Annotated in this window: 18 protein-coding genes; all 18 read right to left on the bottom strand. The window is 66.6% G+C overall.

The genetic code is table 11. The features are described 5' to 3' along the window. Positions 1 to 29: 29 nt before the first annotated feature. Positions 30 to 665: a GNAT family N-acetyltransferase gene (locus ACZ6IE_RS03430; protein ID WP_464606787.1), complete on the bottom strand. Its 636-nt coding sequence runs from the start codon at positions 663 to 665 to the stop codon at positions 30 to 32. Next, positions 662 to 1,921 (bottom strand): FAD-binding protein, encoded by a 1,260-nt coding sequence (locus tag ACZ6IE_RS03425; protein WP_464606786.1) that lies wholly within the window; start codon positions 1,919 to 1,921, stop codon positions 662 to 664. Before ACZ6IE_RS03425 ends, ACZ6IE_RS03430 begins: the two co-directional genes overlap by 4 nt. Beyond that, positions 1,918 to 2,664, bottom strand: a complete 747-nt coding sequence (locus ACZ6IE_RS03420) for a phosphatase PAP2 family protein (RefSeq protein ID WP_464606785.1) — start codon at positions 2,662 to 2,664, stop codon at positions 1,918 to 1,920. The genes ACZ6IE_RS03425 and ACZ6IE_RS03420 overlap by 4 nt, the downstream gene beginning before the upstream one ends. Positions 2,665 to 2,799: 135 nt before the next feature. Next, a complete protein-coding gene (locus ACZ6IE_RS03415) occupies positions 2,800 to 4,029 on the bottom strand; it encodes a multidrug effflux MFS transporter (RefSeq protein WP_464606784.1) in 1,230 nt (409 codons plus the stop codon). A gap of 216 nt (positions 4,030 to 4,245) precedes the next feature. Continuing rightward, entirely contained in the window at positions 4,246 to 8,922 is a 4,677-nt protein-coding gene (locus ACZ6IE_RS03410) for a thrombospondin type 3 repeat-containing protein (RefSeq protein WP_464606783.1), read from the bottom strand. 333 nt (positions 8,923 to 9,255) lie between these two features. Continuing rightward, entirely contained in the window at positions 9,256 to 10,707 is a 1,452-nt protein-coding gene (locus tag ACZ6IE_RS03405) for a sugar ABC transporter ATP-binding protein (protein ID WP_464606782.1), read from the bottom strand. Positions 10,708 to 10,816: 109 nt separating this feature from the next. Then, entirely contained in the window at positions 10,817 to 12,058 is a 1,242-nt protein-coding gene (gene mmsB / locus ACZ6IE_RS03400; RefSeq protein ID WP_077053813.1) for a multiple monosaccharide ABC transporter permease, read from the bottom strand. 30 nt (positions 12,059 to 12,088) lie between these two features. Next, positions 12,089 to 13,618: a multiple monosaccharide ABC transporter ATP-binding protein gene (mmsA, locus tag ACZ6IE_RS03395; protein ID WP_464606781.1), complete on the bottom strand. Its 1,530-nt coding sequence runs from the start codon at positions 13,616 to 13,618 to the stop codon at positions 12,089 to 12,091. A 150-nt stretch (positions 13,619 to 13,768) separates the two neighbouring features. Beyond that, the gene (gene chvE / locus ACZ6IE_RS03390; RefSeq protein WP_464608579.1) at positions 13,769 to 14,845 is read right to left on the bottom strand and encodes a multiple monosaccharide ABC transporter substrate-binding protein; all 1,077 of its coding nucleotides are present in this window, start codon (positions 14,843 to 14,845) and stop codon (positions 13,769 to 13,771) included. A 167-nt stretch (positions 14,846 to 15,012) separates the two neighbouring features. After that, on the bottom strand, positions 15,013 to 16,530 hold the full coding sequence (araA, locus tag ACZ6IE_RS03385) for an L-arabinose isomerase (protein ID WP_464606780.1): 1,518 nt from the start codon (positions 16,528 to 16,530) through the stop codon (positions 15,013 to 15,015). After that, positions 16,530 to 17,240, bottom strand: coding sequence for an L-ribulose-5-phosphate 4-epimerase (locus tag ACZ6IE_RS03380; protein WP_464606779.1), 711 nt, complete (start codon positions 17,238 to 17,240; stop codon positions 16,530 to 16,532). Before ACZ6IE_RS03380 ends, araA begins: the two co-directional genes overlap by 1 nt. After that, positions 17,237 to 19,072 (bottom strand): ribulokinase, encoded by a 1,836-nt coding sequence (gene araB / locus ACZ6IE_RS03375; protein WP_464606778.1) that lies wholly within the window; start codon positions 19,070 to 19,072, stop codon positions 17,237 to 17,239. Before araB ends, ACZ6IE_RS03380 begins: the two co-directional genes overlap by 4 nt. 243 nt (positions 19,073 to 19,315) lie before the next feature. Then, a complete protein-coding gene (locus ACZ6IE_RS03370; protein ID WP_464606777.1) occupies positions 19,316 to 20,938 on the bottom strand; it encodes a DUF2142 domain-containing protein in 1,623 nt (540 codons plus the stop codon). Between the two features lie 39 nt (positions 20,939 to 20,977). Next, positions 20,978 to 22,015, bottom strand: a complete 1,038-nt coding sequence (locus ACZ6IE_RS03365; protein WP_464606776.1) for a LacI family DNA-binding transcriptional regulator — start codon at positions 22,013 to 22,015, stop codon at positions 20,978 to 20,980. A gap of 253 nt (positions 22,016 to 22,268) precedes the next feature. After that, the gene (locus ACZ6IE_RS03360; RefSeq protein WP_464606775.1) at positions 22,269 to 22,754 is read right to left on the bottom strand and encodes a hypothetical protein; all 486 of its coding nucleotides are present in this window, start codon (positions 22,752 to 22,754) and stop codon (positions 22,269 to 22,271) included. A 558-nt stretch (positions 22,755 to 23,312) separates the two neighbouring features. Next, on the bottom strand, positions 23,313 to 24,749 hold the full coding sequence (locus ACZ6IE_RS03355; RefSeq protein WP_464606774.1) for a GH1 family beta-glucosidase: 1,437 nt from the start codon (positions 24,747 to 24,749) through the stop codon (positions 23,313 to 23,315). Beyond that, positions 24,742 to 26,091 (bottom strand): ROK family transcriptional regulator, encoded by a 1,350-nt coding sequence (locus tag ACZ6IE_RS03350; RefSeq protein WP_464606773.1) that lies wholly within the window; start codon positions 26,089 to 26,091, stop codon positions 24,742 to 24,744. Before ACZ6IE_RS03350 ends, ACZ6IE_RS03355 begins: the two co-directional genes overlap by 8 nt. A 212-nt stretch (positions 26,092 to 26,303) precedes the next feature. After that, complete coding sequence (locus ACZ6IE_RS03345) at positions 26,304 to 26,720, bottom strand: CBS domain-containing protein (RefSeq protein WP_464606772.1); 417 nt, start codon at positions 26,718 to 26,720, stop codon at positions 26,304 to 26,306. Between the last annotated feature and the right edge of the window lie 143 nt (positions 26,721 to 26,863).

Here is a 26,863-nt window from a genome sequence, read left to right as displayed (position 1 = left end):
CCCACGTTCGGGGGTCACGAAGATACGGCCTAGAGGTCCAGTCCGCGCACCGATCCGTCGGGGTTGCTGGCGAGGAGGGGCACGAAGCCGAGGCGTTCGTAGAAGAGTCCGGCGCCTGCATTGGCCGGGTCGAGCGCGAGGTGCACGGCCGGCACCCCGCGTTCGCGCAGGCGGTCGAACATCTCGTTCATGAGACGCCGCCCGAGGCCCTGACCCTGCGCCTCGGGCAACAGGTCGATGTGCAGATGCGCGGGATAGCGATCGACATCGGCGAGCAGCATCCGGTCGGGGTCGTCGGCGGATGTCACGAGCGCAGCGTCGCTCTCCGCCACCGGGTCGGGCCGCGCACTCGGCCACCACACACCACTGAACCATTCAGCGAAGGCTCGCGTGTCGGCGGTCGCCAGCACGTATCCGACGACGCGCCTGCCGTTGTCGACGACGAGCGCCAACGACGGATCGTGGCGCGCATAGGGCACGGCGTAGACATTCGCGAGCAGGGTGGGCGACGCGTACAGGTGCGAGGCATCCTCACCGGCGGCACCCGTGCGCAGGCAGACGTCGGCGAGATCGGCCACGTCGGCGGGTTCGAACGGTCGGATGACGAGGGGCCGGGGCTCCTCGCCCACCAAGCGCCCGGCCGCCCCACCGCCGCCGCGGCTCACGGCAGGACCGTCGCCCGCAGCTGATCGTTGCGGAACACGCCGTGCGGGTCGAACCGATCGACGAGACCGCGGAAGTCGCCCAGCCGAGGGTAGAGCTCGGCGTAGCGTTCCGGCGCGATGGTCGACACCTTGCCCCAGTGCGGGCGGGCCTCGAACGATTCGAGAGCGGCCTCGAGCGTCGGCAGAAAGGCCAGCACCTCCGCCGTGCGCGGGTGCCACGTGAAGTGCAACGCCACGACGTCCTCCCCCGAGGCCGGGCTCAGCCACAGATCGTCGGCCGCGACCGTGCGCACCTCGGCGACCTGCAGGAGCGGCGCGATGCGACCCGCGAGCGAGCGGATGGCTCGCAACGCATCCACCGCGTGGCGTCGCGGCACGAGGTATTCGGACTGGATTTCGGCCCCCGAGGACGGGGTGTGGTCGAGCCGGAAATGCGGCAGACGATCGAGCCACGCGCCCGGCTCCCCCAGCTGCGGCGTGCAGGCGAAAGCCGGGTTGCCGGGCACGGGGTGGCGGGGGCCCGAGGCGGGCACGGCGCCGAACACGGTGGCCGGCGCATCCGCATCACGGTCGGGGCGGCGCTTGTGCCACACCTGATCGATGACGTCGGGGTTCTTCCACGTGGTGAACAGGCTGACGCTCGTGGCGCCCGACGTGAGGGCGTCGAAGTTGTCGAGGGCTGCGTCGACGGGCAGCCCCTCGTAGACGCGCTGCTCGACCTGATAGCTGGGCTCGAGATCGAGCGTGACCCGGGTGACGATGCCGAGCGCGCCGAGCGACACCACGGCACCGGCGAAGTCGTCGTCACCGCGCACGAGCCGGCGCAGGTCGCCATCGGCCGTCATGAGCTCGAGGCCCGAGACCGTGGCGGCCAGGCTCTGCGCGGCATCACCCGACCCGTGGGTGCCCGTCGCGATCGCGCCACCCACAGAGATGTGCGGCAGCGACGCCATGGCCGGAAGAGCGAAACCCTCGGATTCGAGACGGTGGGCGAGTTCGCCGTAGCGCACCCCGGCGGGCACGTGCACGCGCATCGCATCCATGTCGATGAGGATTTCGCCCGGAAGCGATGCCGTCGAGATCAGCGTGCCCTCGGTGTCGCACAGGGCGTTGAACGAGTGACGCGACCCGATCGCGCGCGCGTGATCGGCGGCCGTCACCTCGGCGCGCAGCTCCCCGATCGTCGTCGGAGCGGCCAGGCGCCCGGCCGTGTAGCGGTGGTTGCCCGCCCAGTTGAGACCCGCGTCGATCGTCATCGGGCCGTGGAACCGGTGGCGGGGCCGGATGCGGGGGCGTCGGCATCCGCTCGACCGCCCGACGATGACCGGGGTATGGGCTCACCGCGCAGACGTGTGGCGAACGGCGCCCAGACGATCAGCGCCACGCCCACGCCGATCAGCAGACCGCCGAGAGTGTCGCTCAACCAGTGCGCCCCGAGATAGGTGCGCGAGAGCAGCATGAGCACCGTGTAGAACAGTCCGGCGATCCACACCCAGACCTTCGGAAAAATGATGCCGAGGGCCACGGCGAGCGTTGCCGCATTGGCCGTATGCCCCGACGGGAATGAACCGTAATCCGAGGTGACCAACATGTCCTCGGGGCGCGGGCGGCCCACGATGTTCTTGATCAGCTGCACGACACCGGCGCTCAGGACCGTCGAGATGGTGAAGAAGATCGCTGCCCACGGGCGGCGGATGAGCAGCAGCACCGCGATGACGACGAGGGGCACGACGTAGATGCCGACGATGCCGCCGCCCAGGAAGTCCATGCCGTGCGCCATGAAGTCGAGCACGGGCCCGCGATTCTCGATCATCTCGTCGAGGAACTCGCTGTCGAACTCGAACGGCAGGTCGCCGTTGCGCGACAGGACCAGCGGCACGATGAGTCCCGCGATGAGGAGTGCCAGCGCTCCGCTGATGATCGGCCACCGCCTCGAGAGGTGACGCTCGGTCGGCGTGGCATTCGATTCGCCGATTCTGGCGGCAATGTCTCGGGGCATAGGGACCATCCTGCCCGCGCCCGGCCGGGATAGCCAACGCGCCGACCGGTAAACGGTCGGGGTTGACGAACGCCCCGACACCAGGATCAGTGTCGGGGCGGACATCCAGTTGCCGGGTGGGCCGGCCGAAACGCGCTAGTTGGCGAGAGCGGGAACCGTGCGCGGGCGCACGATGAACCACAGCGACAGCACCGAGATGACCGCCGTGCCCGCCATCACGATGCCCATGGGCGCCGCCGTGCCGATGCCCATGACGCCCACGAGCGGCGAGATGATGCCGGCCAGACCGAAGTTCAGCGCACCGAGCAGCGACGCCGCCGTGCCCGCCTCGTGGCCGTGATTGACGAGCGCCAGAACCTGAACGGCCGGGAAACCGAAACCACACGCCATGATGAAGAAGAAGAGCGGAATCAGGATGCCGAGGAGCCCGGCATCCGTGCCCGCCAGCGCCACGATCGTGAGGGCTGCCACGAGTTGCACGGCCGTCGTCACCGACAGGATCCACTGGGCGCCGTAGTGCCGCATGAGTCGCGACGAGACCTGCACGCCGATGACGATGCCGATCGAGTTGACCGCGAACAGGAAACCGTATTGCTGAGCATCCAGCCCGTAGACCTGCTGGAACAGGAATGACGACGACGATAGGTAGGCGAAGAGGCCCGAGAAGCTCATGCCACCGATGAGCGCCACGCCGACGAAGACGCGGTCGCTGAACACGGATTTGTAGCGCTGGCCGACGGTCGAGTGACCGGCACCCACGCGGCGCTCCTGAGGCAGCGTCTCGACGATGAAGAACGACACGGCGACGAGCACGAGGATGCCGTAGGCCGCCAGCACCACGAAGATGCCGCGCCAATCGACGACACGCAGCAGCTGAGAGCCGATGACGGGGGCGAGGATGGGGGCCAGCCCGTTGACGAGCGCCAGGCGCGACAGCATGCGGACGAGCGGTTTGCCGCCGAACAGGTCGCGCACCATGGCCATCGCCACGACACCACCGGCCGCGGCACCCATGCCCTGCAGCACGCGGAAAACGCTGAGCCACACGATGTCGGGCGCGAAGGCGGCACCGACGCTCGCGGCGATGTGCACCGACGTGGCAATGATGAGCGGCAGGCGCCGACCCACCTTGTCGCTCCACGGGCCCATGAACAGCTGACCCACCGCGAAACCAACCGTCGTGCCCGTGAGTGTCAGCTGGATGAGCGCGGCCTGCACGTCGAGTTCTTTCTCGAGCACCGGGAATGCCGGCAGATACAGGTCGATGGTGAAGGGCCCGAGCGCGGTGAGCGCACCCAGAATGAGAACGTAGACGAGTCGTTGGCGGCGCGTGAGCGCATCACCGGGGTGCAGAACGGTGGTCACGGAGCAGTTTTCCTCGCGGGGTCGAATCGATTCGAGACAATCGACAACTCTAACAGCGCGGGCGCGGGTCGATATTCCGGTCGCGCGCGAAAAAGATGACGAATGGATGAACGGGGGCACAGGTGAGGCCCCGCGAGCGTGAACTCGACGGGGCCTCGGGGTGCGCGTGCCCGACGCACGCGCACCCGGTTGGGGAATCCCTGTTACTTCTGCGGGTCAGCTGCCGTCATGTGCGGCTCCCTTCCGCCCGCGCAGGCCGGGGATGCGGCGCCGGAGCGCCGCTCCCAGTCCGAGGGCCAGCAGGAGGATCGATGCGGCCAGGGTGCTCGAGGCATCCTGGGCGCCCGTGTTCGGCAACGAACCGGAGCCGTGGGAGCCGGAGCCGCCCGAGCCCGCTCCGCCATTCGGCGACCCCGCCGGTGCTGCCGCGTCAGCTTCGGTGCGGCTCGGGTCGACGCCGTCGGGATTGCCGTCGCCATCCGAATCCGTGTCCAGATAATCCGGGATGCCGTCGCCATCGGAGTCGGTGGGCGATCCGGGCAGGGGCCCGGCTTCCTCACGGTCGGGAACGCCATCGCCATCCGAGTCGGTGTCCTGATAGTCCGGCTTTCCGTCCTTATCGGTATCGACCGGCTTCGTGGGGTCGCTGCCCGCCTCGTTCTTGTCGGGCAGACCGTCGCCGTCCGAGTCGTCGTCCTTCAGGTCGGGAATACCGTCCTTGTCCGTATCGACCGGCTTCGTCGGGTCGTTACCCACCTCGACACTGTCGGGGATGCCGTCGCCATCACCGTCGCCGTTCGGGTCCGTCGGGGTCGGGTCTGATGCATCAGGAATCCCGTCGCCGTCGGCATCCGGGTCGAGGTGGTCGGGGATACCGTCTTTGTCAGTGTCGACCGGCTTCGTCGGGTCTGCGCCCGCCTCGTCCGCGTCGGGAACGCCATCGCCATCCGAGTCGGTGTCCTGATAGTCCGGCTTTCCGTCCTTATCGGTATCGACCGGCTTCGTGGGGTCGCTGCCCGCCTCGTTCTTATCCGGCAGACCGTCGCCGTCCGAGTCGTCATCCTTCAGGTCGGGAATACCGTCCTTGTCCGTATCGACCGGCTTCGTCGGGTCGTTGCCCACCTCGACACGGTCGGGGATGCCGTCTCCATCACCGTCGCCGTTCGGATCCGTCGGCGTCGGGTCGATCGCATCCGGAATTCCATCGCCGTCGGAATCGACATCGATGTGGTCGGGGATGCCGTCACCGTCCGAGTCCTTGGGCGCGGTCGGGTCGCTGCCCGCCTCACCGCTGTCCGGAATGCCGTCGCCATCGGAGTCGGTGTCCTGATAATCCGGTTTGCCATCCGTGTCGGTGTCGACCGGCTTCGTCGGATCGGCGCCCGCCTCGTTCTTGTCGGGCAGTCCATCTCCATCCGAGTCGCCGTCCTGATAGTCGGGCTTTCCGTCCTTGTCGGTGTCGACAGGCTTGGTCGGATCGCTGCCCGCCTCCACACCATCCGGAATACCGTCGCCGTCCGAGTCAGTCTCACCCGCGTCAGGGATGCCATCGCCGTCCGTGTCGGTGGGGTTCGCCGGGTCGCTCCCGATCTCGGTGGTGTCGGGAATCCCGTCGCCGTCGTAGTCGCCCTTGGCGTCGGTGGGGGTCGGGTCGGATCCGTCGGGGATGCCGTCGCCGTCCGCATCGGGGTCGAGGTGATCCGGGATGCCATCGCCGTCCGTGTCTACCGGCTTCGTCGGGTCACTGCCCGCCTCGTCGGTGTCGGGGATGCCGTCGCCATCGGAGTCGGTGTCTTGGTAGTCCGGCTTGCCATCCGTGTCGGTGTCGACCGGCTTCGTCGGATCGGTGCCCGCCTCGTTCTTGTCGGGCAGGCCGTCGCCATCGGCGTCACCATCCTGGTAATCCGGGATGCCGTCACCATCCGTGTCTACCGGCTTCGTCGGATCGGAACCCGCCTCGACACCATCCGGGATACCGTCGCCGTCGGAATCGCCATCCTTCAGGTCGGGAATGCCGTCCTTGTCGGTGTCGACGGGCTTCGTCGGGTCACTACCCACCTCGACGGTGTCGGGGATACCGTCGCCATCACCGTCGCCCTTCGCGTCGGTCGGCGTGGGGTCGGACGCATCCGGAATCCCGTCGCCGTCCGCATCGGGGTCCAGGTGATCCGGGATGCCATCGCCGTCCGTGTCGACTGGCTTGGTCGGGTCGCTGCCCGCCTCGTCGGTGTCGGGGATGCCGTCGCCATCGGAGTCGGTGTCTTGGTAGTCCGGCTTCCCGTCCTTATCGGTGTCGACCGGAGTCGTCGGATCGCTCCCCGCCTCGTTCTTGTCAGGCAGCCCATCACCATCGGCGTCACCATCCTGGTAATCCGGGATGCCATCGCCATCGGTGTCGACCGGCTTCGTCGGATCAGAACCCGCCTCGACACCATCCGGAATACCGTCGCCGTCAGAATCGGTGTCGGCGATATCGGGGATGCCGTCCGAATCGGTGTCGACGGGCTTCGTCGGATCGCTCCCGATCTCGGCAGTGTCGGGAATCCCGTCGCCGTCGTAGTCACCCTTGCCGTCGGTGGGGGTCGGGTCGGACCCGTCGGGAATCCCGTCACCGTCGGAGTCTGGATCCAGGTGATCCGGAATGCCGTCCGAGTCGGTGTCGACCGGGTTCAACGGGTCAGATCCCACCTCGTACTGGTCGGGGATGCCGTCGCCATCGGAATCGGTGTCCTGGTAGTCCGGCTTCCCGTCCTTATCGGTGTCGACCGGCTTCGTCGGATCGGCGCCCGCCTCGTTCTTGTCAGGCAGGCCGTCACCATCGGCGTCACCATCCTGGTAATCCGGGATGCCATCGCCATCGGTGTCGACCGGCTTCGTCGGATCAGAACCCGCCTCGACACCATCCGGAATACCGTCGCCGTCAGAATCGGTGTCGGCGATATCGGGGATGCCGTCCGAATCGGTGTCCACGGGCTTCGTCGGATCGCTCCCGATCTCGGCAGTGTCGGGAATCCCGTCGCCGTCGTAGTCACCCTTGCCGTCGGTGGGGGTCGGGTCGGACCCGTCGGGAATCCCGTCACCGTCGGAGTCTGGATCCAGGTGATCCGGAATGCCGTCCGAGTCGGTGTCGACCGGGTTCAACGGGTCAGCCCCCACCTCGTACTGGTCGGGGATGCCGTCGCCATCGGAATCGGTGTCCTGATAATCCGGCTTGCCATCCTTATCGGTGTCGACCGGCTTCGTCGGATCGGCGCCCGCCTCGTTCTTGTCGGGCAGGCCGTCACCATCGGCGTCGAGATCCTGATAGTCCGGGGTCCCATCAGCATCGGTGTCGACCGGCTTTGTCGGATCAGAACCCGCCTCGACACCATCCGGAATGCCGTCACCGTCGGAATCAGTATCGATCAGGTCCGGGATGCCGTCCGTGTCAGTGTCGACGGGCTTCGTCGGGTCGGAACCCGCTTCCACGCCATCCGGAATGCCGTCGCCGTCGGAGTCGGTGTCGCGCGCATCAGGGATGCCGTCGCCATCGGAGTCGCGCGGGTTCGCCGGGTCGGGGCCGAGCTCGACCGTGTCGGGAACGCCGTCGCCGTCGCCATCGCCGTTCGGATCGGTGGGCGACGGGTCGAACTTGTCCGGGATGCCGTCACCGTCGGAGTCAGGGTCGAGATAGTCGGGGATGCCGTCGCCATCGGTGTCGACGGGCTTCGTCGGGTCGGCTCCCGCCTCATCCTTGTCGGGCAACCCGTCGCCGTCGGAATCGGCGTCCAGGAAGTCGGGCGTGCCATCCCCATCGGTGTCGCTCGGCTTCCCCGGGTCGGGGCCGGCCTCGACGCTGTCGGGGATGCCGTCCCCATCCGAGTCGGGGTCGCGGAAGTTCGCGGTGCCGTCGCCATCCGTGTCGCCCGCGCCGTCGACGCCATCGGGGATGCCATCCCCGTCGGAATCCGTGTCCACGTGGTCGGGCGTGCCATCACCATCTGTGTCGCGTGGACGAGTCGGGTCAGGGCCCATTTCCACCGCGTCCGGAATGCTGTCGCCATCCGAATCTCGGTCGATGAAGTCGGGCGAACCGTCACCGTCCGTGTCCACCGGTCTGGCAGGGTCCGCTCCTGCCTCTGCAGAGTCGAGGCGACCGTCGCCGTCGGAATCGAGGTCTCGGAAGTCGGCGATGCCATCGCCATCCGTGTCGTCTGGACCGTCGGCACCGTCCGGGATCCCGTCACCGTCGGAATCGAGATCACGCGCATCGACCTGCCCATCCTTATCCGTATCACCACAGACCGTGAACTCGACGGCATCGAGGAAGTTGCCATTTGTATTTCCGCCGCTGCTCGTACCAGAGATGAAACTGAAGCGGGTCGACGTTTGTCCGGCGGGGACGTCGTACGTCACGCTGTGCGTTTGCCACGCAGATGGCCCTGCCGAAAAATCGCCGATGCGAGTCGGTGTGACGCCTTCCGCGCCCGCCTGGACGCTGAGATTATCAGTTCCCAAGGCCCCGCGATGGGCGAATGAGAACAGGTACAGCTCGCCCGGAACTGTCGTGAGAACCTGATACAGCGTTGCTTCTTGGAGGGCGTTGAGCTCTCCCCATTGGTCGCCCGCATAAGCCTGGCGAACATTAGTAGCCTGGATCTCGATGAGTCCGTCGGATGCCGTGGTCCGCCATCCGGGAACGGCGTTCTGGTCGAAGTATTGATACTTGCCGAATTGGTCGGCCGGTTTCGTCACAAGCGGGGACTCGAAGCCGCCGTTGACCAGAGTGCTCCCCGAGCCGAGACACTCGATGGCGTTGGGGATTCCGTCGCCGTCGAGGTCGTCGGGGCCGACCGCGGCCTGAGCCGCGCCGCCGCTCAGGACGAACGAGGCGGCGACTGTGGACGTCGTCACCCACAGGCCCAGGGCGGTTCGGGTTCGAGCTCGAGAACGGGGCTGGGCAGAAGGTCGACCGGGCGAACCCTCCCAGCGTTGGATTGAGCGCATCTGTGCCACTTTCGTTAAAAACCGATTCTGAGGCTCCCCAAGGGTTTCGGCGAATGATCGCCATCACAGTGAAATATCAACACTCTGATCTCATTGGCAGCATACTGGCACAGAGCTCCCAGCTGCACAAGAGGTAACTAGAAGCTTGGATCCGCGATCCGTCGGCGTGGCGAGCGTCGCAGTGCGCGTCGAAGCGACGCCAACGCTCAATGTGGCAGCTCGGAAACCCCGCGGCGGCACCTATGCCAACGGGCTCGCGCGCAAGCGCGTGCGGAGGACGTATCGGTAGCGCGACGCACGCGACACGCTCGAGAACTCGACCGCGCAGCTTACCGAACCCGAGTCCACGATCAGAAGACGGTGTGCGATTGCCGCGATGTCGGAGGGGCGGGACGACACGATGAGGATGGCCGCACCCCGCGCTACGAGCTCGCGAACGGCGCTCAATCGCGCCGCACGGTCGACGAGGAATGGCTCGTCAAGGATGACGACCGCCGGGCCAGACGCCGACCAAGACCGGAGGACATCCGTGAACGCCGATGTATCGTCCGCACCCCGCAGGGCGGCTGCGAGCGGCCGCCGCGAGATGCGGTAGGCCCGGCGCCCGTCGATGACCCCTGACGCCGCCAATCGTTTCAAGGTAGCGCCGCTTACGCTCGTCGGGATTCCACCCAGCAGGCCCACATCGTAGGAGAGGGGCCGCTCGCTGCCATACGACATCCCCGCAAAGATCGCCTCCGCGATGGTCAGCGATCCGACATCGACTTCAGGTATCCGCTCTGCACCTTCACCCTCGGCATCGAGGCTGGGGCCGACCGAAGGAGCCCGGCGCACATGCACACTCCCCTGCGTGGCCGGGCCCATTGAGCCGCCAAATAGGCTGAGTGCCAGCTCGCGCGCCCCGTTACCCGTTAGAGCGGCGATCTCCCCACCGAAGAGGTCGAATGACACCTGGGCGGCCACGGGAGAGGACACACCGGGAAGCGCAGGGACCGTCCACTCCGACACGGTGAGAACGGGAGGCGGCACGGACGGTGACCTCTGGACGATCGAGCGAGGGCCGACTTGATGGGGCATCCCACCGGTCGCGTCGACGCCCGCCTCTGGGAGCGCGGCGAGGAGTTCGACGACCTCCTCGGATGCCATGGGCCCCGGCTCGCACGTTCCGGCAACGCGGGCCACGCCCGCAGCGAGGCTCACGACCGTGATGGTGTGCGCGTGGCTCAGGAAGACCCCCACTGCGGCACCGGCCACGACCAACCGCACGCCCCTCGACGTCAGGTGGCGACAGGCACTCAGGACCGATTCGGATGCGACGTCGGATCGATCAGCGTTGATGACGCATGCTCGCTTCCCCTCGACCGCCACGCGAGCAAGGGCGAAGAGCACGTGATCCTCGGGTCGCACGGCCGGCAGGCCGTCCGGGCGCAGGTCGAGCCCGAAACGAGCGAAGACCTCGGCGGCTTCCCGCCGCATGCGCGCCCGGTCGACGAGGCCGAAGCGACGCGGCTCGTGCCCCAGGAACAGGTTCTCGGCCGCATCCTGAAACGGACTCAGCGCCAGTTCGCCCTCGATCACGGCACCGGCCGGCACCGACAGACGCGCGAGGAGCTCTGCGGCATCGTCGACGTCGACGTCCGTGGCGATGACGTGGATGCCCGGTCCGTCGAATGTCGTCGGCCCCTCAGACATCCGCTGCCCGCCTTTCACTTAAAGCCATCGGCGGAGGTCTCCGCCCTAGAAAAGAGAGGCCTCCGCCGATGGGTGTTACCAGATTACCGTGGCCCGCAGGCCGTCGAGCTTAGCGGCCGCCCGAGCGACGCTTGTTGTAGACGTCGAAGGCGACGGCGAGAAGGAGCACGAGGCCCTTCACGGCCTGCTGCCACTCGATGCCGATACCCATGATCGACATACCGTTGTTCAGCACACCGATGATCAGACCACCGATGATGGCTCCACCGATCGTTCCGACACCACCCTGAACCGCAGCGCCACCGATGAAGGCGGCGGAGATGGCCTCGAGCTCGAAGCCGTCACCGGCCTTGGGGCCGGCCAGGTTGAGGCGGGCGGTGAAGATCAGACCGGCGAGAGCGGCCAGGATGCCCATGTTGACGAACAGGAAGAAGTCGACCTTGCGGGTCTTGATACCCGAGAGTTCGGCGGCGTGACGGTTTCCACCGATCGCGTAGATGTGGCGACCGAACACGCTGCGGTTCATGATGACGCCGTAGATCATGACGAGCACGGCGAGGATGATGAGCGTGACGGGGATGCCCTTGTACGCGGCGAGGGCGTAGGCGAAGAAGCCGATGGCGGCGATGATCAGCACGAGCTTGATGGTGAACCACACGATGGGTTCGACATCCTGGCCGTACTTCTGGCGACCGCTACGGGTGCGCACCTGGCTGATGACGAGCGCGATGATGGCGATGACGGCCACACCGAGCGTCAGCGGGTCGAGCTCGAACTCACCGAAGACGCCGTCGAGGAAGCCGTTACCGAGGGCACGGTACTCGGCGGGGAACGAACCGATGTTGGCGTTGCCGAGCACGACGAGCGCGAGACCGCGGAAGATGAGCATGCCGGCCAGCGTCACGATGAACGCTGGGATGCCCACATACGCGATCCAGAAGCCCTGCCAGACACCCACGGCCGCACCGATGGCGAGCGAGAGGATGACCGAGAGCCACCAGGGCAGGCCCATGTTCACGGCGAAGACACCGGACACGGCGCCCACGAAGGCCGCGACCGAACCGACCGAGAGGTCGATGTGGCCGGCGATGATGACCATGACCATACCGATGGCCAGAACGAGGATGTATCCGTTCTGCACGATCAGGTTGGAGATGTTCTGCGGGCGCAGCAGGATGCCATCGGTCAGGAACGAGAACAGCACGACGACCGCGATCAACGCGATGAAGATGCCGTTCTTGCCCAGGTCGCTGAGCACGTGCGTGAGCCAGCTGGTGAATTTGTTCTCGGTCGGGTTGACCAGAGCGCCGGCGGCGACGTTGTCCGTCGGCTTGGTTTCGAGATCAGACATTGTGATTCCCTGTTGTCGGTGCCGGGCGCCTTAGCGCGGCTTTTCCATGGTCATGAGTTTGAGAAGAGCTTCGGGGTTGGCTTCCTCGATAGGGAGTTCACCCGTGATGCGGCCTTCCGAGAGCGCGTAGATGCGGTCGCAGATGCCGATCAGCTCTGGCAGCTCCGACGAGATCACGATGACGCCCTTGCCGGCCGCTGCCAGCTTGTTGATGATCGTGTAGATCTCGTATTTCGCACCCACGTCGATACCGCGCGTGGGCTCGTCGAGGATGAGCACGTCGGGGTCGGAGTAGATCCACTTCGACAGCACGACTTTCTGCTGGTTTCCGCCCGAGAGCTTGCCCGTCTTGACGAGCACGTTGGGCGCCTTGATGTTCATCGACTTGCGGAACCCGTCGGCGACGGCGTACTCCTCGTTGTCGTTGACGAGGCCGCCCTTCTCCAGCTTGTTCAGCGAGGCGAGGGCGATATTGCGCTTGATGTCCTCGATCAGGTTGAGGCCGTAGTACTTGCGGTCCTCGGTGGCGTAGGCGAGGCCGTTCTTGATGGCCTCGGACACCGTGCGGGTCTTGATCTCCTGGCCGCGCTTGAACACCTTGCCGGTGATGCGCGTTCCGTAGGACTGGCCGAAGAGGCTCATCGCGAACTCGGTGCGCCCCGCGCCCATGAGCCCCGCGATGCCGACGATCTCGCCGGCCTTCACGTTGAGGTTGACGGCATCCACGACCACGCGGGAGGGGTCCTGCGGGTGGTGGGCGGTCCAGTCCTCGACGCGCAGGATCTCTTCGCCGATGGACGGCGTGTGATCGGGGTAGCGGTGTTCGAGGTCGCGGCCGACCATGTCCTTGATGATGCGCTCTTCGGTGACGTCGGTCGACCGGATGGTCTCGATCGTCTTGCCGTCGCGGATGATCGTGACGGAGTCGGCGACCTTCTTGATCTCGTTCAGCTTGTGGCTGATGATGATCGACGTGATGCCCTGCTCCTTGAGGTGCAGGATGAGGTTCAGCAGGTGGTCGCTGTCGTCGTCGTTCAGGGCGGCGGTGGGCTCGTCCAGAATGAGGAGCTTCACGCGCTTCGAGAGCGCCTTCGCGATTTCGACGAGCTGCTGCTTGCCCACACCGATGTCAAGGATCTTGGTGGTGGGGTTCTCACGCAGGCCGACGCGGGCGAGCAGCGTCTGGGCCTCGTGGTTGGTCTTGTTCCAGTCGATCAGGCCGAACTTGTCGCGCTGCTCGTTGTTGAGGAAGATGTTCTCGGCGATCGACAGGTAGGGGCTGAGGGCCAGCTCCTGGTGGATGATGACGATGCCCTCGGCCTCGGAGTCGCGGATGTCCTTGAACGACATGACCTTGTCTTCGAAAACGATGTCGCCTTCGTACGTGCCGTGTGGGTACACACCCGAGAGCACCTTCATGAGGGTCGACTTGCCGGCGCCGTTCTCGCCGCAGATGGCGTGCACTTCACCGCGCGCCACATCGAGGGTGACATCCGAGAGCGCTTTCACGCCCGGGAACGTCTTCGTGATCCCCCGCATTTCGAGGATGTTCGTTGTCATGACGACACCTTTACCATTCCGCGTTTTCCTGATCGTTAAGTAGTGGGTGGCGGGGGTCGGCCGGCGTTTCCGCCGGCCGACCCTCACCGGGTGGTGCTGTGGGCTCAGAGCCCGGTGGTGCTGAGAGCGAGAGCTCCGCGCGAGGCGGAATTAGCCCTTGATCTCTTCTTCGGTCCAGTAGCCGCTGTCGACCAGGACATCCGTGATGTTGTCCTTGACGACGATCTGCGACTCGAGCAGGTAGGACGGGACGACCTTCTTGCCGTTGTTGTAGTCCTTGTCGTTGTTCGTCTCGGGCTTGTCACCCTCGAGGACGGCCTTGGCCATGTTGACGGCTTCCTTGGCCAGGTTGCGCGTGTCCTTGAAGATGGTGGCGTACTGCTCGCCGGACTCGATGGCCTTGACCGAGTCGAGCTCAGCGTCCTGACCCGAGATGACGGGCCATTCGTCGCCCGTGGAGTAGCCGGCGTCGGTCAGAGCCGAGATGATGCCTCGCGAGATGCCGTCGTACGGGGACAGGATGGCCTGCACCTTGTCGCCACCCGAGTAGGTCGACGTGAGGATGTTCTCCATGCGCTTCTGAGCGGTCTCGCCGTCCCAGCGCAGCGTTGCCGCCTGCTGGAAGTCGGTCTGGCCGGAGCCGACCTTGAGAACGCCCTTGTCGATGAACGGCTTCAGGGTGTCCTGAGCGCCATCCCAGAAGAACGTGGCGTTGTTGTCGTCGGGCGAACCGGCGAACATCTCGATGTTGAACGGGCCGGCGGGGGCGCCGTCGATGGCCTTGCCATCGAGGTCGACGAGGCCGAGGCCGTTCAGAACCGACGTGGCCTGCTGAACGCCGACCTTGTAGTTGTCGAACGAGGCGTAGTAGTCCACGTTCTCGGTGTCGCGGATGAGGCGGTCGTAGGCGATGACGGGGATGTCGGCGTCAGCGGCCTCCTGCAGAACGCTCGTGAGCGTGGTGCCATCGATCGAGGCGACGATCAGGGCCTTCGCGCCCTTGGTGATCATGTTCTCGAGCTGCGAAACCTGGGTGGGGATGTCGTCCTCTGCGTACTGCAGGTCGACCTTGTAGCCGGCGTCTTCGAGCTGCTTCTTGACGGCGTCGCCGTCCTGGATCCAACGCTCGGAGGACTTGGTCGGCATGGCAACGCCGACGAGGCCGCCGTCGCCTTCGCCGCCGCCGCCGGAGCCGCCCGAGGAGCACGCTGCCAGGGAGAAGACCATTGCACCTGCGGCGATGGTCGAGAGAATCACACGCTTCTTCACTGTGTTTCCTTTCAAGGGGTTGGACGTCACTGTCTCGTGGTGCTGGGGGGTTCCGATCACGTCCATGTCGATCGGTTCCCGGTATTCAGTTGTTGGTTCGTCGGTGATGCTGTTTTTTGGGGTATTCAGAGACCCTGCGCCAGGCGGTAGTAAGCCTGGTTCCAGCGCACTTCTCTCTGAAATTCGGGGAGCGAGGTCGACTCGTCGATGATGAGGAGTTCGGTCTTCGCCATCTCGGCGAAGTCGCGGAACACCTCGATCCCGACGGCGGTCGACATCACAGTGTGGTGGGCAGCGCCGGCGGTGAGCCAGGCCGCCGCGGAGGTGGCGAAATCGGGGCGGGGCTTCCACACCGCACGACCAACGGGGAGCTTCGGCAGCGCCTCGGCGGGTTCGATGACATCCACGACGTTCGCCGTGAGGCGGAAACGGTCGCGCATATCGCTCATGGCGACGACGACGGCCGTGCCCGGGTCGGTGTTGAAGACCAGGCGGACCGGGTCCTCCTTGCCACCGATGCCGAGCGGGTGGACCTCGAGCGTGGGCGTCGAGGTGGTCAGCGACGGCGAGACCTCGAGCATGTGCGCACCGAGGATCTGCTCGTTACCGGGTTCGAGGTGGTAGGTGTAGTCCTCCATGAGGCTCGCGCCACCGGGCAGGCCGGCGCCCATGACGTTCGCGGTGCGAACGAGGATGGCGGTCTTCCAGTCGCCCTCGGCACCGAAACCGTAGCCCTCGGCCATGAGTCGCTGGACGGCCAGGCCGGGCAGCTGGCGCAGGGCGCCGAGGTCTTCGAAGCTCGTCGTGAAGGCGTGGAAACCGCCCGCCTCGAGGAACGTGCGCAGGCCGATCTCGATAGCCGCGCCGTAGCGCAGCGACTCGTGGCGCTCGGCACCCTTGCGCAGCTCGGGGACGACGTCGTAGAGCTCTTCGTATTCGGCGACGAGGGCGTCGATGTCGGCATCCGATGCGGCGTGCACGGCCTCGGCCAGCTCGTTGACGCCCCAGGTGTTGACCTGGACACCGAAACGGATCTCGGCCTCGGTCTTGTCACCCTCGGTGACGGCGACGTAGCGCATGTTGTCGCCGAAGCGGGCGAGCTTCATCGAGTTGGTGGCGGCCCAACCGGCGGCCGCACGCATCCAGGTGCCGACCTGCTCCTGCACGACCGGGTTCGACACGTGGCCGACGACCGTCTTGCGCGAGATGCCGAGGCGGGTCTGGATGTAGCCGAACTCGCGGTCGCCGTGCGCGGCCTGGTTGAGGTTCATGAAGTCGAAGTCGATCTCGGACCACGGCAGCTCGACGTTGGCCTGCGTGTGCAGGTGCAGCAGCGGCTTCTGCAGCGCGTCGAGACCCGAGATCCACATCTTGGCGGGGCTGAATGTGTGCATCCAGGCGATGAGGCCGATGACCTTGTCGTCAGAGTTGGCGTCGAGGGCCGCACGGCGGATGGACTCGGAGTCCGTCAGCACGTCCTTCCAGACGATCTTCACGGGCACGGATGCCGCGGCACCGAGTTCACGCGCGATGACCTGGGACTGCTCGGCGACCTGACGCAGGGTCTCCTCGCCGTAGAGGTTCTGGCTTCCCGTGAGGAACCAGACTTCGTAGGCGTCGAGGGTGGTGGTGAGTTTCGGCATCAGTTGATCTGTCCTTGAGGCTGCTGTCCGTAGACGTTCTGGTAACGGTCGAAGAGGGAGTCGATGGCATCCGAGGGGATGGCGGTGGGCTCGCCGAGCTGGCGGGCGAGGTGCACGCTGCGCGCGACATCCTCGACCATGACGGCGGCCTTGACGGCATCCTTCGCGTCGCGCCCGATGGTGAACGGGCCGTGGTTGGCCATGAGCACGGCGCGGCTGCGGTGACCCGTGAGGGTCTCGACGATGCCGCGGCCGATGGAGTCGTCGCCGATGATGGCGAAGGGGCCAACGGGGATCTCGCCGCCGAACTCGTCGGCCATGGCCGTGATGACGCACGGGATGGGTTCGCGGCGCGCGGCCCAGGCCACGGCGTAGGTGGAGTGCGTGTGCACGACTCCCCCGACCTCGGGCATGTGACGGTAGACGTAGGCGTGCGCGGCCGTGTCGCTCGAGGGCGAACGGTCGGAGCCGGGCGTGCCGGGGATGACGTCGCCGTTCAGGTCGCACAGGATCATGTTCTCGGGCGCCAGGTCGTCGTAGCTCACGCCGGACGGCTTGATGACGAAGAGGTCGGCGCCGGGCACGCGGCCCGAGACGTTTCCGCCTGTCCACACGATCAGGTTGTAGCGGACCAGTTCGTTGTGCAGGCGGGCGACATCGGCGCGCACGCGGGCGATCTGGACCTCGAGTTCGGGGCCGTAGGTGCTCATGCGTTCACCCCGCTGTTCTCGTCGAGGGCGGATGCTTCGGCGTCGAAGGCGTCGGCGGCCGAGGCGGAGGTGCCCGCGTCGACGGCGGCTGCGGCATCCTGGGCCGTCTGCGGCGCATCGGTCTCGCCGAGAACGGCGCGGCGGATGGCCTTCAGACGGTGCATGACGTCGTTGCCGCCACGACCGAAGTAGTCGTAGAGAGTGGAGTACTCGGCGAACAGCGCGTCGTAGGCGTCGGCGCGCTCGGCGTCAGGCGTGTAGACGGCGCGGTCGACCTTGCCCATGGCCTGGCTGGCGGCCGTGATGTCGGCGTAGGCACCGGCGGCGACGGCCGCGTGGATGGCCGAACCGAGCGCGGGGCCCTGGTCGCTCGCGATGATCGAGATCGGCATGCGCAGGATGTCGGAGTAGGTCTGCATGAGGAACGCGTTCTTCAGCAGGCCGCCGGCGACGATGAACTCGGTCACGGGCACGCCCGAGGCGTTGAACGTCTCGACGATGACGCGCGTTCCGAAGGCCGTGGCCTCGAACAGCGCGCGATAGACCTCTTCGGGGCGCGTCGTGAGCGTGGTGCCGAGCACGACACCCGACAGCTCATGGTCGACGAGAACCGAGCGGTTGCCCGACTGCCAGTCGAGCGCGATGAGGCCGTGGCCTCCGACGGGCTGGTCCTCGATGAGGGTGGTCAGGTACTGGTGGATGCTGAGGCCACGCGCCTCGGCTTCGGCGTAGTACGAGCCGGGGACCTGGTTCTTCACGTACCACGCGAAGATGTCGCCGACACCGGACTGGCCGGCCTCGTAGCCGTAGAGGCCCGAGACGATGCCGCCGTCGACGACGCCGCACATGCCGGGCACGACGGCCAGGGTGTCGGAGTTCATGACGTGGCAGGTGGACGTGCCCATGATCGCGACCATCTGGCCGGGGTTGGTGGCCTGGGCGGCGGGGGCCGACACGTGCGCGTCGACGTTTCCGACGGCCACGGCGATGCCCTCAGGCAGGCCGGTCCAGGAGGCGGCCTCGGCGCTCAGGCGTCCGGCGGCGTCGCCCAGCTGGCCGATGGTGTGAGCCACCTTGGTCTCGGCGAAGTCGGCGAAGTCGGGATTGAGCGCGCCGAGGAACTCCTGCGACGGGTATTCGCCGTTCTGCAGGATGCCCTTGTAGCCGGCGGTGCAGGCGTTACGCACGTATTCGCCCGTGAGCTGCCAGACGATCCAGTCGGCCGCTTCGACCCAGTGGTCCATGCGGTTGTAGAGCTCGGGGTCTTCTTCGAGCAGCTGCAGGCCCTTGGCGAATTCCCACTCGCTCGAGATGAGCCCGCCATAGCGGGGCAGCCACTCTTCGCCGCGTTCGGCGGCGAGCTCGTTGATGCGGTCGGCTTGGGGCTGCGCGGAGTGGTGCTTCCACAGCTTGACGTAGGCGTGCGGGCGGTCGGCGTACTCGGGCAGCTCGTTGAGCGGCGTGCCGTCGGCCAGGGTCGGAACCATGGTGCAGGCCGTGAAGTCGGTGCCGATGCCGATGACCTGCGACGGGTCGATGCCCGCCTTCTGCACGGCCTCGGGGACGGCGGTCTTCAGCACGTCCACGTAGTCGGAGGGCACCTGCAATGCCCAGTCCGGCGAGAGCGTCTTGCCGGATGCCGCGAGCGTCGTGTCCATCACGGCGTGCGGGTAGTCGAGTGCTGCCGAGGCCAATTCGGTGCCGTCGGAGACGCGCACGACGACCGCGCGGCCCGAGAGGGTGCCGTAGTCGACGCCGATGACGTACTGCTCCGCCTGATCGCCCGCGGGCGTGGCGGCTGCCGTCGGCTGGCCGTGGTCGGTGTTGCTCACTGAGACTCCTTTGTCGTGTCAGGTTCAGCGCCTCAGCCGATTGCAGGTCGGGGAGGATGTGCTGGGATGTGACCGGTCACATCGTTGACAAACACTACCCCCAATCTCGAAAGATTTGTCAATTCGGCAATGTCTCGATTCGATAAACGAACACCCCCTTTCGGGAGCATCGCCGACGAGGATGCCGTCACACCGGTGTCACATCGTTGTCACACGGGTGTCACACCGTCTGGGGCCGAGTGGTCAGACCGTGGGCGCTCTGAGAATGCGCGAGCGCGCCTGTGAGGGAGCGGTGGCTGCGACGAGCCACAACCCGACGGCGAAGCACAGGGCTCCCCCGGCCACGAGCACGATGGGGACGATGATGCCCGCAGCGGGAATCCACTCGGGTGAGGTGAAGAAACCCGCCCACGTGCCGTCGGTGCCGATGGCGAACCGGCGGAACGCGTAGAGGAAGGCGTAGCCCTGGACGGCCAGGTTAACGACTCCGACCGCCACGAGCGCCGCACCGCCGACAGCGGACCCGCCTCGAGCCGGCGCGGCCGGTGCATCGCCACGCTGCGAAGCGGAGTCGGCAGCGGCCTCACGAACAGGGACCGACGGGGTGCCCCCGGGCGCGGCGGATCCGAGCGCCTGTCGGCGTGAGCGCAAACCGAGCGCCAGCGCCGCCAAGGCAATTGCGACGACCGCGAACGGTAACGAATAGCGGCCCTGCCAGATGTAGCCGTAGTCGGCCGCCGTGACGGCCTGCAGAATGGCGGGCACCAGCACCGTGGCACCGGCGGCCAAGACGATCGCGAGACGGAAACGCAGGGTGCCGGCGATCAGTCCGGCGAGGAGAACCAGGACACCGAGGACGAGCCAGAGCACGTAGAACTGTTCGGGCAGGACCGTGTCGAGCCATCCGAAGACACCGACGGCGTTGCGGCCGTAATCGGGCGTCAACGCGAAGGTGTGCCAGAAGGCCTCTGCCATGTCGGGGCGTTCGGCGCCCGACGACGGGATGTAGCCGCTGCCCGAGCTGACGAAGAACGCCCACCACAGCGCGAAGACGACCGCGACGGCGCCGGCGAGGAGGATGACGCGATTGACGGTGGATCGCCAGATCTCACGCAGTGGCGGCACACCCACCGAGACAGCCACGAGCACCAGGATCATCAGCAGGATGGCGGGCGAGATGCTGCGCAGATTGCAGAGGAACGCCGCGACCGCGGTCGTGACCGCCACGACGCCCGGTGTCGGGGCGAGGCGCCTCGACGCCAGAGCCACGAGCAGCACCAGAGCGGCACCCGCCGACGACACCTCGGCACCGCTCGGGTTGACGAGGCCGCCGAGATACACGGCGAAGGGGGTGAGGCCGACCAGCATCACGGCCAGCGTGGCCCGGGGCCTCGAGGAGACGAGGGCCGCGACAGTGAACGTGATCGCCCACAATGCCGAGGACAGGAGGGCGCTGACGAGGCGCATGGCGACCACGGCGGTGTCACCCGGGACGATGAGCGAAGGCCATCCGACCAGCGCGTAGTAAACCGGGTTGTAGGCCGCGACACCGCTCTCAGCCGTCATCGTGTCGGTCGAGGCCATGAGCTCATTCGGCGCGCAGGCCGCCGACTCGGTCGCCGTGAAGACGTAGCAGGGCAGGGAACCTCCCGGCTCGCCGAGGGTGCCGGGCAGTTGAAACGATCGGATGCCGGGCGAGGCCGTCTCGGTGCCCTCGAAGTCGCCACGCACGGTGGCGGCGGCCTTCATGATGTGCCCCGACTCGTCGGGGCCCGAGGCGGGAGGGGACGCGAGCGCCCAGGCCGCCATCATCACGAAGAGGCCGAGCCAGACGACGAGGGCGCGCAGAACGACTCGGCGCGTCACTCTGCGTTTCTTTCCACGGACGAAAGTCTAGATGAGCGGCTAGAAGCTCGGGCCCGCCGTCGAGCCGCGCACGACGAGCTCGGCGGTCATGCCCTCGATGTTGACGACCTCGGGCTCGGAGATGTTGCCGAGCAGCTGCGCCACGCAGCGTCGGCCCAGCTCGGTGAAGTCCTGGCGCACGGTCGTGAGGGGCGGCCAGAAATGCGCGGCCTCGGGAATGTCGTCGAAACCGACGATGCTCACATCGCGCGGGCAGTCGAGCCCCTCATCCCGGATGGCGTGGATCAGCCCCAGCGCCATCTGGTCGTTCGACGAGAAAATCGCCGTGAAGTCGCGGAACCGCAGCAACTCGCGGCCCGCCCGGTAGCCGAAGTCGGCCGACCAGTCGCCGAGAATTGGGGCCGTCGTCGGAATGTCTTGCGCGCTCATCTCCTCGAGGAAACCGGCCATGCGCTCCTCGGCCTCGATCCAGTCCTGCGGGCCGGCCAGGTGGTAGATCATGCGGTGGCCGCGCTCGATGAGGTGCCGCGTGGCCAGGCGCGCACCACCCCGCTGGTCGACCGAGACGGTGTGCGGCGAATCCGACGACGACTGCATGGTGACGTAGGGAACCGAGACCTGCAGCTCGGAGATGACGTCGAACACACGTTTCTGCGGGGCGATCACGACGATGCCCTCGACCGATTGGGAGACGAGGTGGTTCAGGGCATCCTGAATGCCGGATGTCTCGGTGTTGTGCATATTGGCCGTGCTGACGTAATAGCCCGCCTCACGTGCGGCGTCTTGGATGGCGCCGATGCTCGAGGCCGGCCCGTAATGCGAGGCACTCGTGGCGGCCAGGATGCCGATGGTGCGCGACTTCGACGTGACGAGCGTGCGCGCGGCACGGTTGGGGCGGTATTGCAGCTGCTCCATCACCTGGAGCACGCGCTCCTTGGTGGCCTCGCGGATGCTCGGGTGATCGTTGAGCACGCGCGACACCGTCTGGTGCGAGACCCCCGCCGCTTTTGCGACGTCGCGGATGTTGGGCGCGCGAGGCGGGCTCGCGGAATCCGCAGCCCCCGACAGCTCTGTCATGTTCGAACCTCGCACGATATGTGCACGGTCACATCGGCCGCACCCCCCAATTATGCCCCGGGCCGAGGACCTCGCTGCATCATGGTTTGGGTTTCGGTTCAGGACGAAGGGCGGCGAAGCCGCACACGAACGTGGCCATCAGTAGTAAGACGTCCGAGAGCACAAAGCTCTCCCTGAGCGAGAGTACGAGCCAGTAACACGCGAAGTAGGCAAGCCCCATGAATACGGGGCGCAAAATCTTCCTAGACATGTCTCAACCCAGCAAACTCGCGACAGTGAGAGTACCGACTGCCGTGACGACCCCGCAGGTCATTGAATTGCTTGAACACCACTTCTGAAGCGCCGTGTATCCCTGACCGACGACTCCCCAGATGTTAGGCCCCGAGCGGCTTTGAGCCGCGAACACGACTTTGCCGTTGACGTAAAGGCGGTAGTACTGGCCGCATGTGGAGGGATTTTTACCGGTCCAGTCAAATGACTTCGTCATTCCACCCGAGTAGGTGCACGTTGCCCGCGTGTATCCCGATGCCATGCGCGTAGTTGGGACCGAAGCTGTCGCAGGCGTCAGGAGCCGGTAAGAACCGTCGCGCTCAACTTCTTCCAGCGTCAATGGCTGAAGGATCACCGGCGACGAGCGCTCGTTGGCATGGGCGTGAGGGACTGTCGCTGGGTTCACGACGGCCACGGCAATGACCGCCGCCGAAAGGAGAATGCGTGTTGAGAGAAATTGAACGTTCATGGAAACCTCGCTGTTTCGGGGAGCGCCGGAGACGCTCCTAAAACAGTGATATGCCCGCACCCTGACTACCACTTCAGGCTCGGTTCCGTTGAGGTGCTAGACAACTCGGGCGCGACCGTTTTCCAGACAAAATGGCCGATGTGGAACCTTGTGGCAGCCACTTCAGGCGTCGATGGCGCGCCACTTCGCCCGACCCACGGGGAGACACGCCGCGGTTTTCAAGAGCGCGCTCACGCGAAATCACCGCGAGCGGATGCAGATATTCTGATTTTTGACCGGCGAACATCGCCCTTCAGCCGATAACGACTTGGGGAAGCGTCCGCACTATCACGCGAGGAGGAGTCATTGAGTGAAACAGAAGACCGCCCACACAGGGCTAGCTGGGCCTATCTCCTCATTCTCGCCCTTGCGTTTGGCGCACTCGCCATCTGGAATGCCTCGACGGGGTCAGTCGGTGTTGGCATCGCATTCGCCGTCCTCGGCGTTGCGCTCGCGATTCTCACTCTGCTCAGGAGACGTGACGCGCGACGCCGCGGCCGCTGAACCCGCAGCCGCCTCTCAGTCGGGGATGCGGTTGGTGGCGGCGAGCTCCGAGTACCAGAGGGCAGAGTTCTTGGGGGTGCGCTCGAGCGTGTCGTAGTCGACGCGCACGATGCCGAAACGCTTCGAGTAGCCGTAAGCCCACTCGAAGTTGTCCATGAGCGACCAGACCTGGTAGCCGCGCAGGTCGACTCCGCGCGACAGGGCCTTGTGGGCGGCCGTGATGTGGCGGCGCAGGTAGTCGGTGCGGTCGGCGTCGGGCACGCGACCATCCACGACCTGGTCGTCGAACGCGGCGCCGTTCTCGGTGATCATGAGCGGCAGGTTCGGGTAGGCCGTCGACACGCTGACGAGCAACTCTTCGAGACCCGAGGGATCGATGTTCCAGCCCATCTCGGTGTGCGGGCCGGGCTGCTCGAGGAATTCGATGTCGGATGCTGCGGGCCAGGGCGATACGGACGCTTCACCGTGCCCGTCAGCGCTCTGCTTGGGGCTCACGCCATCCCACACCCGCACGAGGTTGGTGGAGTAGTAGTTGACGCCCAGCAGGTCGAGGGGCTGCTTGATGAGGTCGAGGTCGCCGTCGTGCACGAAGGACCAGTCGGTGACCTCACGCGTGTCGGCGATGACATCCGCGGGGTATTCGCCGTCGAGCAGCGGGCCGAGGAAGACGCGGTTGCCGAGGCCATCGATGCGGCGAACGGCCTCGGGGCCCGTCTCGCCCTCCGGACGCAGCACGTGCAGGTTGAGAGTGATGGAGAACTGAGGATCGTTAGTGACGACCTCTTTGAGCGCCGTGACCGCGAGGCCGTGCGCGAGGTTGAGGTGGTGCACGGCCGCGAGGGAGGCGGCGTAGTCGTTCAGGCCGGGCGCGTGCACCCCGGAGGCGTAGCCCAGGTAGGCCGAGCACCAGGGTTCGTTGAGCGTGGTCCACGTGCCGATGCGGTCGCCGAAGGCCTCCCCCACGATGCGCGCGTAGTCGGCGAAGGCGTAGGAGGTGGCCCGGTTCGTCCAGCCACCCTCGTCTTCGAGGGCCTGCGGCAGGTCCCAGTGGTAGAGCGTGACGATGGGGGTAATGCCGCGCTCGATGAGGCCGTCGATGAGGCGCGTGTAGAACGCGATGCCCTCGGGGTTGGCTGGGCCACGACCGGTGGGCTGGATGCGGGGCCACGAGATCGAGAAGCGGTAGGCCTGCAGGTTGAGCGACTTCATCAGGTCGAGGTCGTCGTCGAGGCGGTGGTAGTGGTCGTCGGCCTGGTCGCCCGTGTCGCCGTTATGCACCTTGCCGGGTGTGTGGCTGAACGTGTCCCAGATGGAGGGGCCGCGGCCGCCCTCGTTCACGGCGCCTTCGATCTGGTAGGACGCCGTGGCGGAGCCGAAGACGAAGTCGGCCGGAAACTGCAGCCCGGCGTTACGGTAGTCGTCGCGGTAGTCGGTGGTTGCCACATCAGTCATCGGAGGTGCCTTTCTGTTCGTCGACGGCGGCGGTGCCGTCGGCGCGGGCGTGCGGAGCCCGCTGGTCCATTATTGCAGGGATGAGAGCGCGATCATGCTCGCTTGATTCCGCGCCGGCGCGTCGGGCGAACCCCGCGGGATCGGCGATCACGGCCGAGAACGGCATTTCGGCCGCCCCGATGAGCAGCAGATCGCTGCCCAGCTCGGCCGAAACGATGCTGACTCCCTCCCACGACGCCGCGAGCGTCTGCGCGCCCACCTGGCGCTCGAGATAGTCGGGATCGCATTCGGCGAGCGCCGCCAGGAATCCACCCAACACGACGCGTTCAGGGTTCAGAACGTTGATGGCGTTGCGCAGGGCGACCGACAGGATGTCGAGCTCGCGGCGAATCTCGGCGTGCACACGTTCGTCATCCGACCGCCGCAGCGCGCTCGCGAACTCCTCGGGATCGGCACCGTCGAGACCCAGCAAGCCGAGCAGACGCGCGCGACTGACCTCCTGCTCAAGCGTGCCCCCCGTGGTGGGCGACGACGGGCCGTGCGGCGCCGTCACCAGGTTGTGCCCGAACTCGCCCGCGAAACCGTTGAGGCCGCCGAGGGGTGCACCATTGGCCACCACTCCCCCGCCGATGCCCGAGGCGCCGCCGTTGAGGTAGATGAAGTCGTTGTGGCCGCGGCCCGCACCGAAGAGTTGCTCGGCTTGCGCGCCCAGGCTGGCATCGTTCGCAGCGGAGGCCGCCAGGCCGGTCGCCTCGGCCATCCGCTCGGCCACGGGGGCGTCCCGCCAGCCGAGGTGGGGGGCCAGACGCACGAGGCCGTCGCGCGAACGGACCAGGCCCGGAACCGCCACGCCCACACCGGCGATCTGCCAACCGGGGGCTTCGGGATGCTCCCGGCGGATGGCGGCGATCGACTCGACGGCCACGCGCACGGCGTCGTCGACCGACGGCACCTGTGAGACCTCCCGCCGCACGCGGGAGACGACCTCGCCGTTCATGCGCACGAGACCGACCGTGATGGCGTCGAGCTCGGGGTTGACCGCGAACGCGACGCACGAGGCATCCGCGCGCACGACGGGCGACGGCCGGCCCACCTGGCCCTGCGTGTCGGGAACGGATTCCGAGACGAGGCCCGCGGCCGTGAGTTCGGCGACGAGTGCGGCGATAGTAGATCTATTAAGGCCCGTGTGCCGCGTGAGCTCGGATCTCGACGACGGGCCGTGCCGGTGCACCAATGACAGCACGCGGGACAGGTTGTGCCGACGCACGGATTCGAGCGTGTTGCCGCGGCCCGCGGCGCTCGGCCCACGTTGCACGGTCGGCTCGCCGGGCGCGGCGGTCATGCCCGGCCCGGCCCGGGCAGCAGACGGCGAGCGGATGTCGTGATCATTAGGTGGAACCCTATCGAACGGTTGCCGCCTGGCATGCAGCGCCGCCCGATAAGACGCGAGAAGACCCGGGAGTGCGGCAGGTGAGGGGTGGGTGACGGCCGCCCTCTCGGGCCGGACGCCCAAGGCCGGCGGAGTGCACGGGCGCCTTCGACGAGTGGAGGCGATCAGCTCGTGCTGATGTCCTCGACCAGGCGCCCCGTGTCGTCGGACTGCTGCGAGCGCGCGATGTCGGCCTGGCTCAGCATGCCGACCAGGTCGTGCCCGTCGATGACCGGCAGACGACGGACGTCGTGTTTGGTCATGGTGTCGATGGCTTCGTCGACGGTGTCGTCGGCGCCGATCGTGACGGGTTTGCCCTCGCCGAGCGAACCGGCCGTGACTTCGGACGGGTTGCCGCCCTCGGCCAGGCATTTCACGACGATGTCGCGGTCGGTGACGACACCGGCCAGGCGCCCGTCTTCGCCGCAGATCGGCAAGGCGCCGACGTCGAGATCGCGCAGCTTCCGGGCCACGGCGACGAGCGTGTCCCCGGATTGGGCACATTCGGCACCGGCGGTCATGATCTCTCGAACGGTCGTCATTGCGGTTGTCCTTTCTCTCGGAAACAGGAGGTGACGCCACGTTACGACGGGCTCCCGCCGACGTCAGGAGGCTTGACAAATTTGGAGGGGCGGAGGGTTGCTGCGACATCCGATCGGTTATATGTTGTAACTACCAACAAATC

It is taken from the genome of Okibacterium sp. AC114, assembly GCF_979253355.1.
The sequence above is the reverse complement of the archived record's forward strand: the minus strand, read 5'-3'. Positions and strand labels throughout refer to the sequence as shown.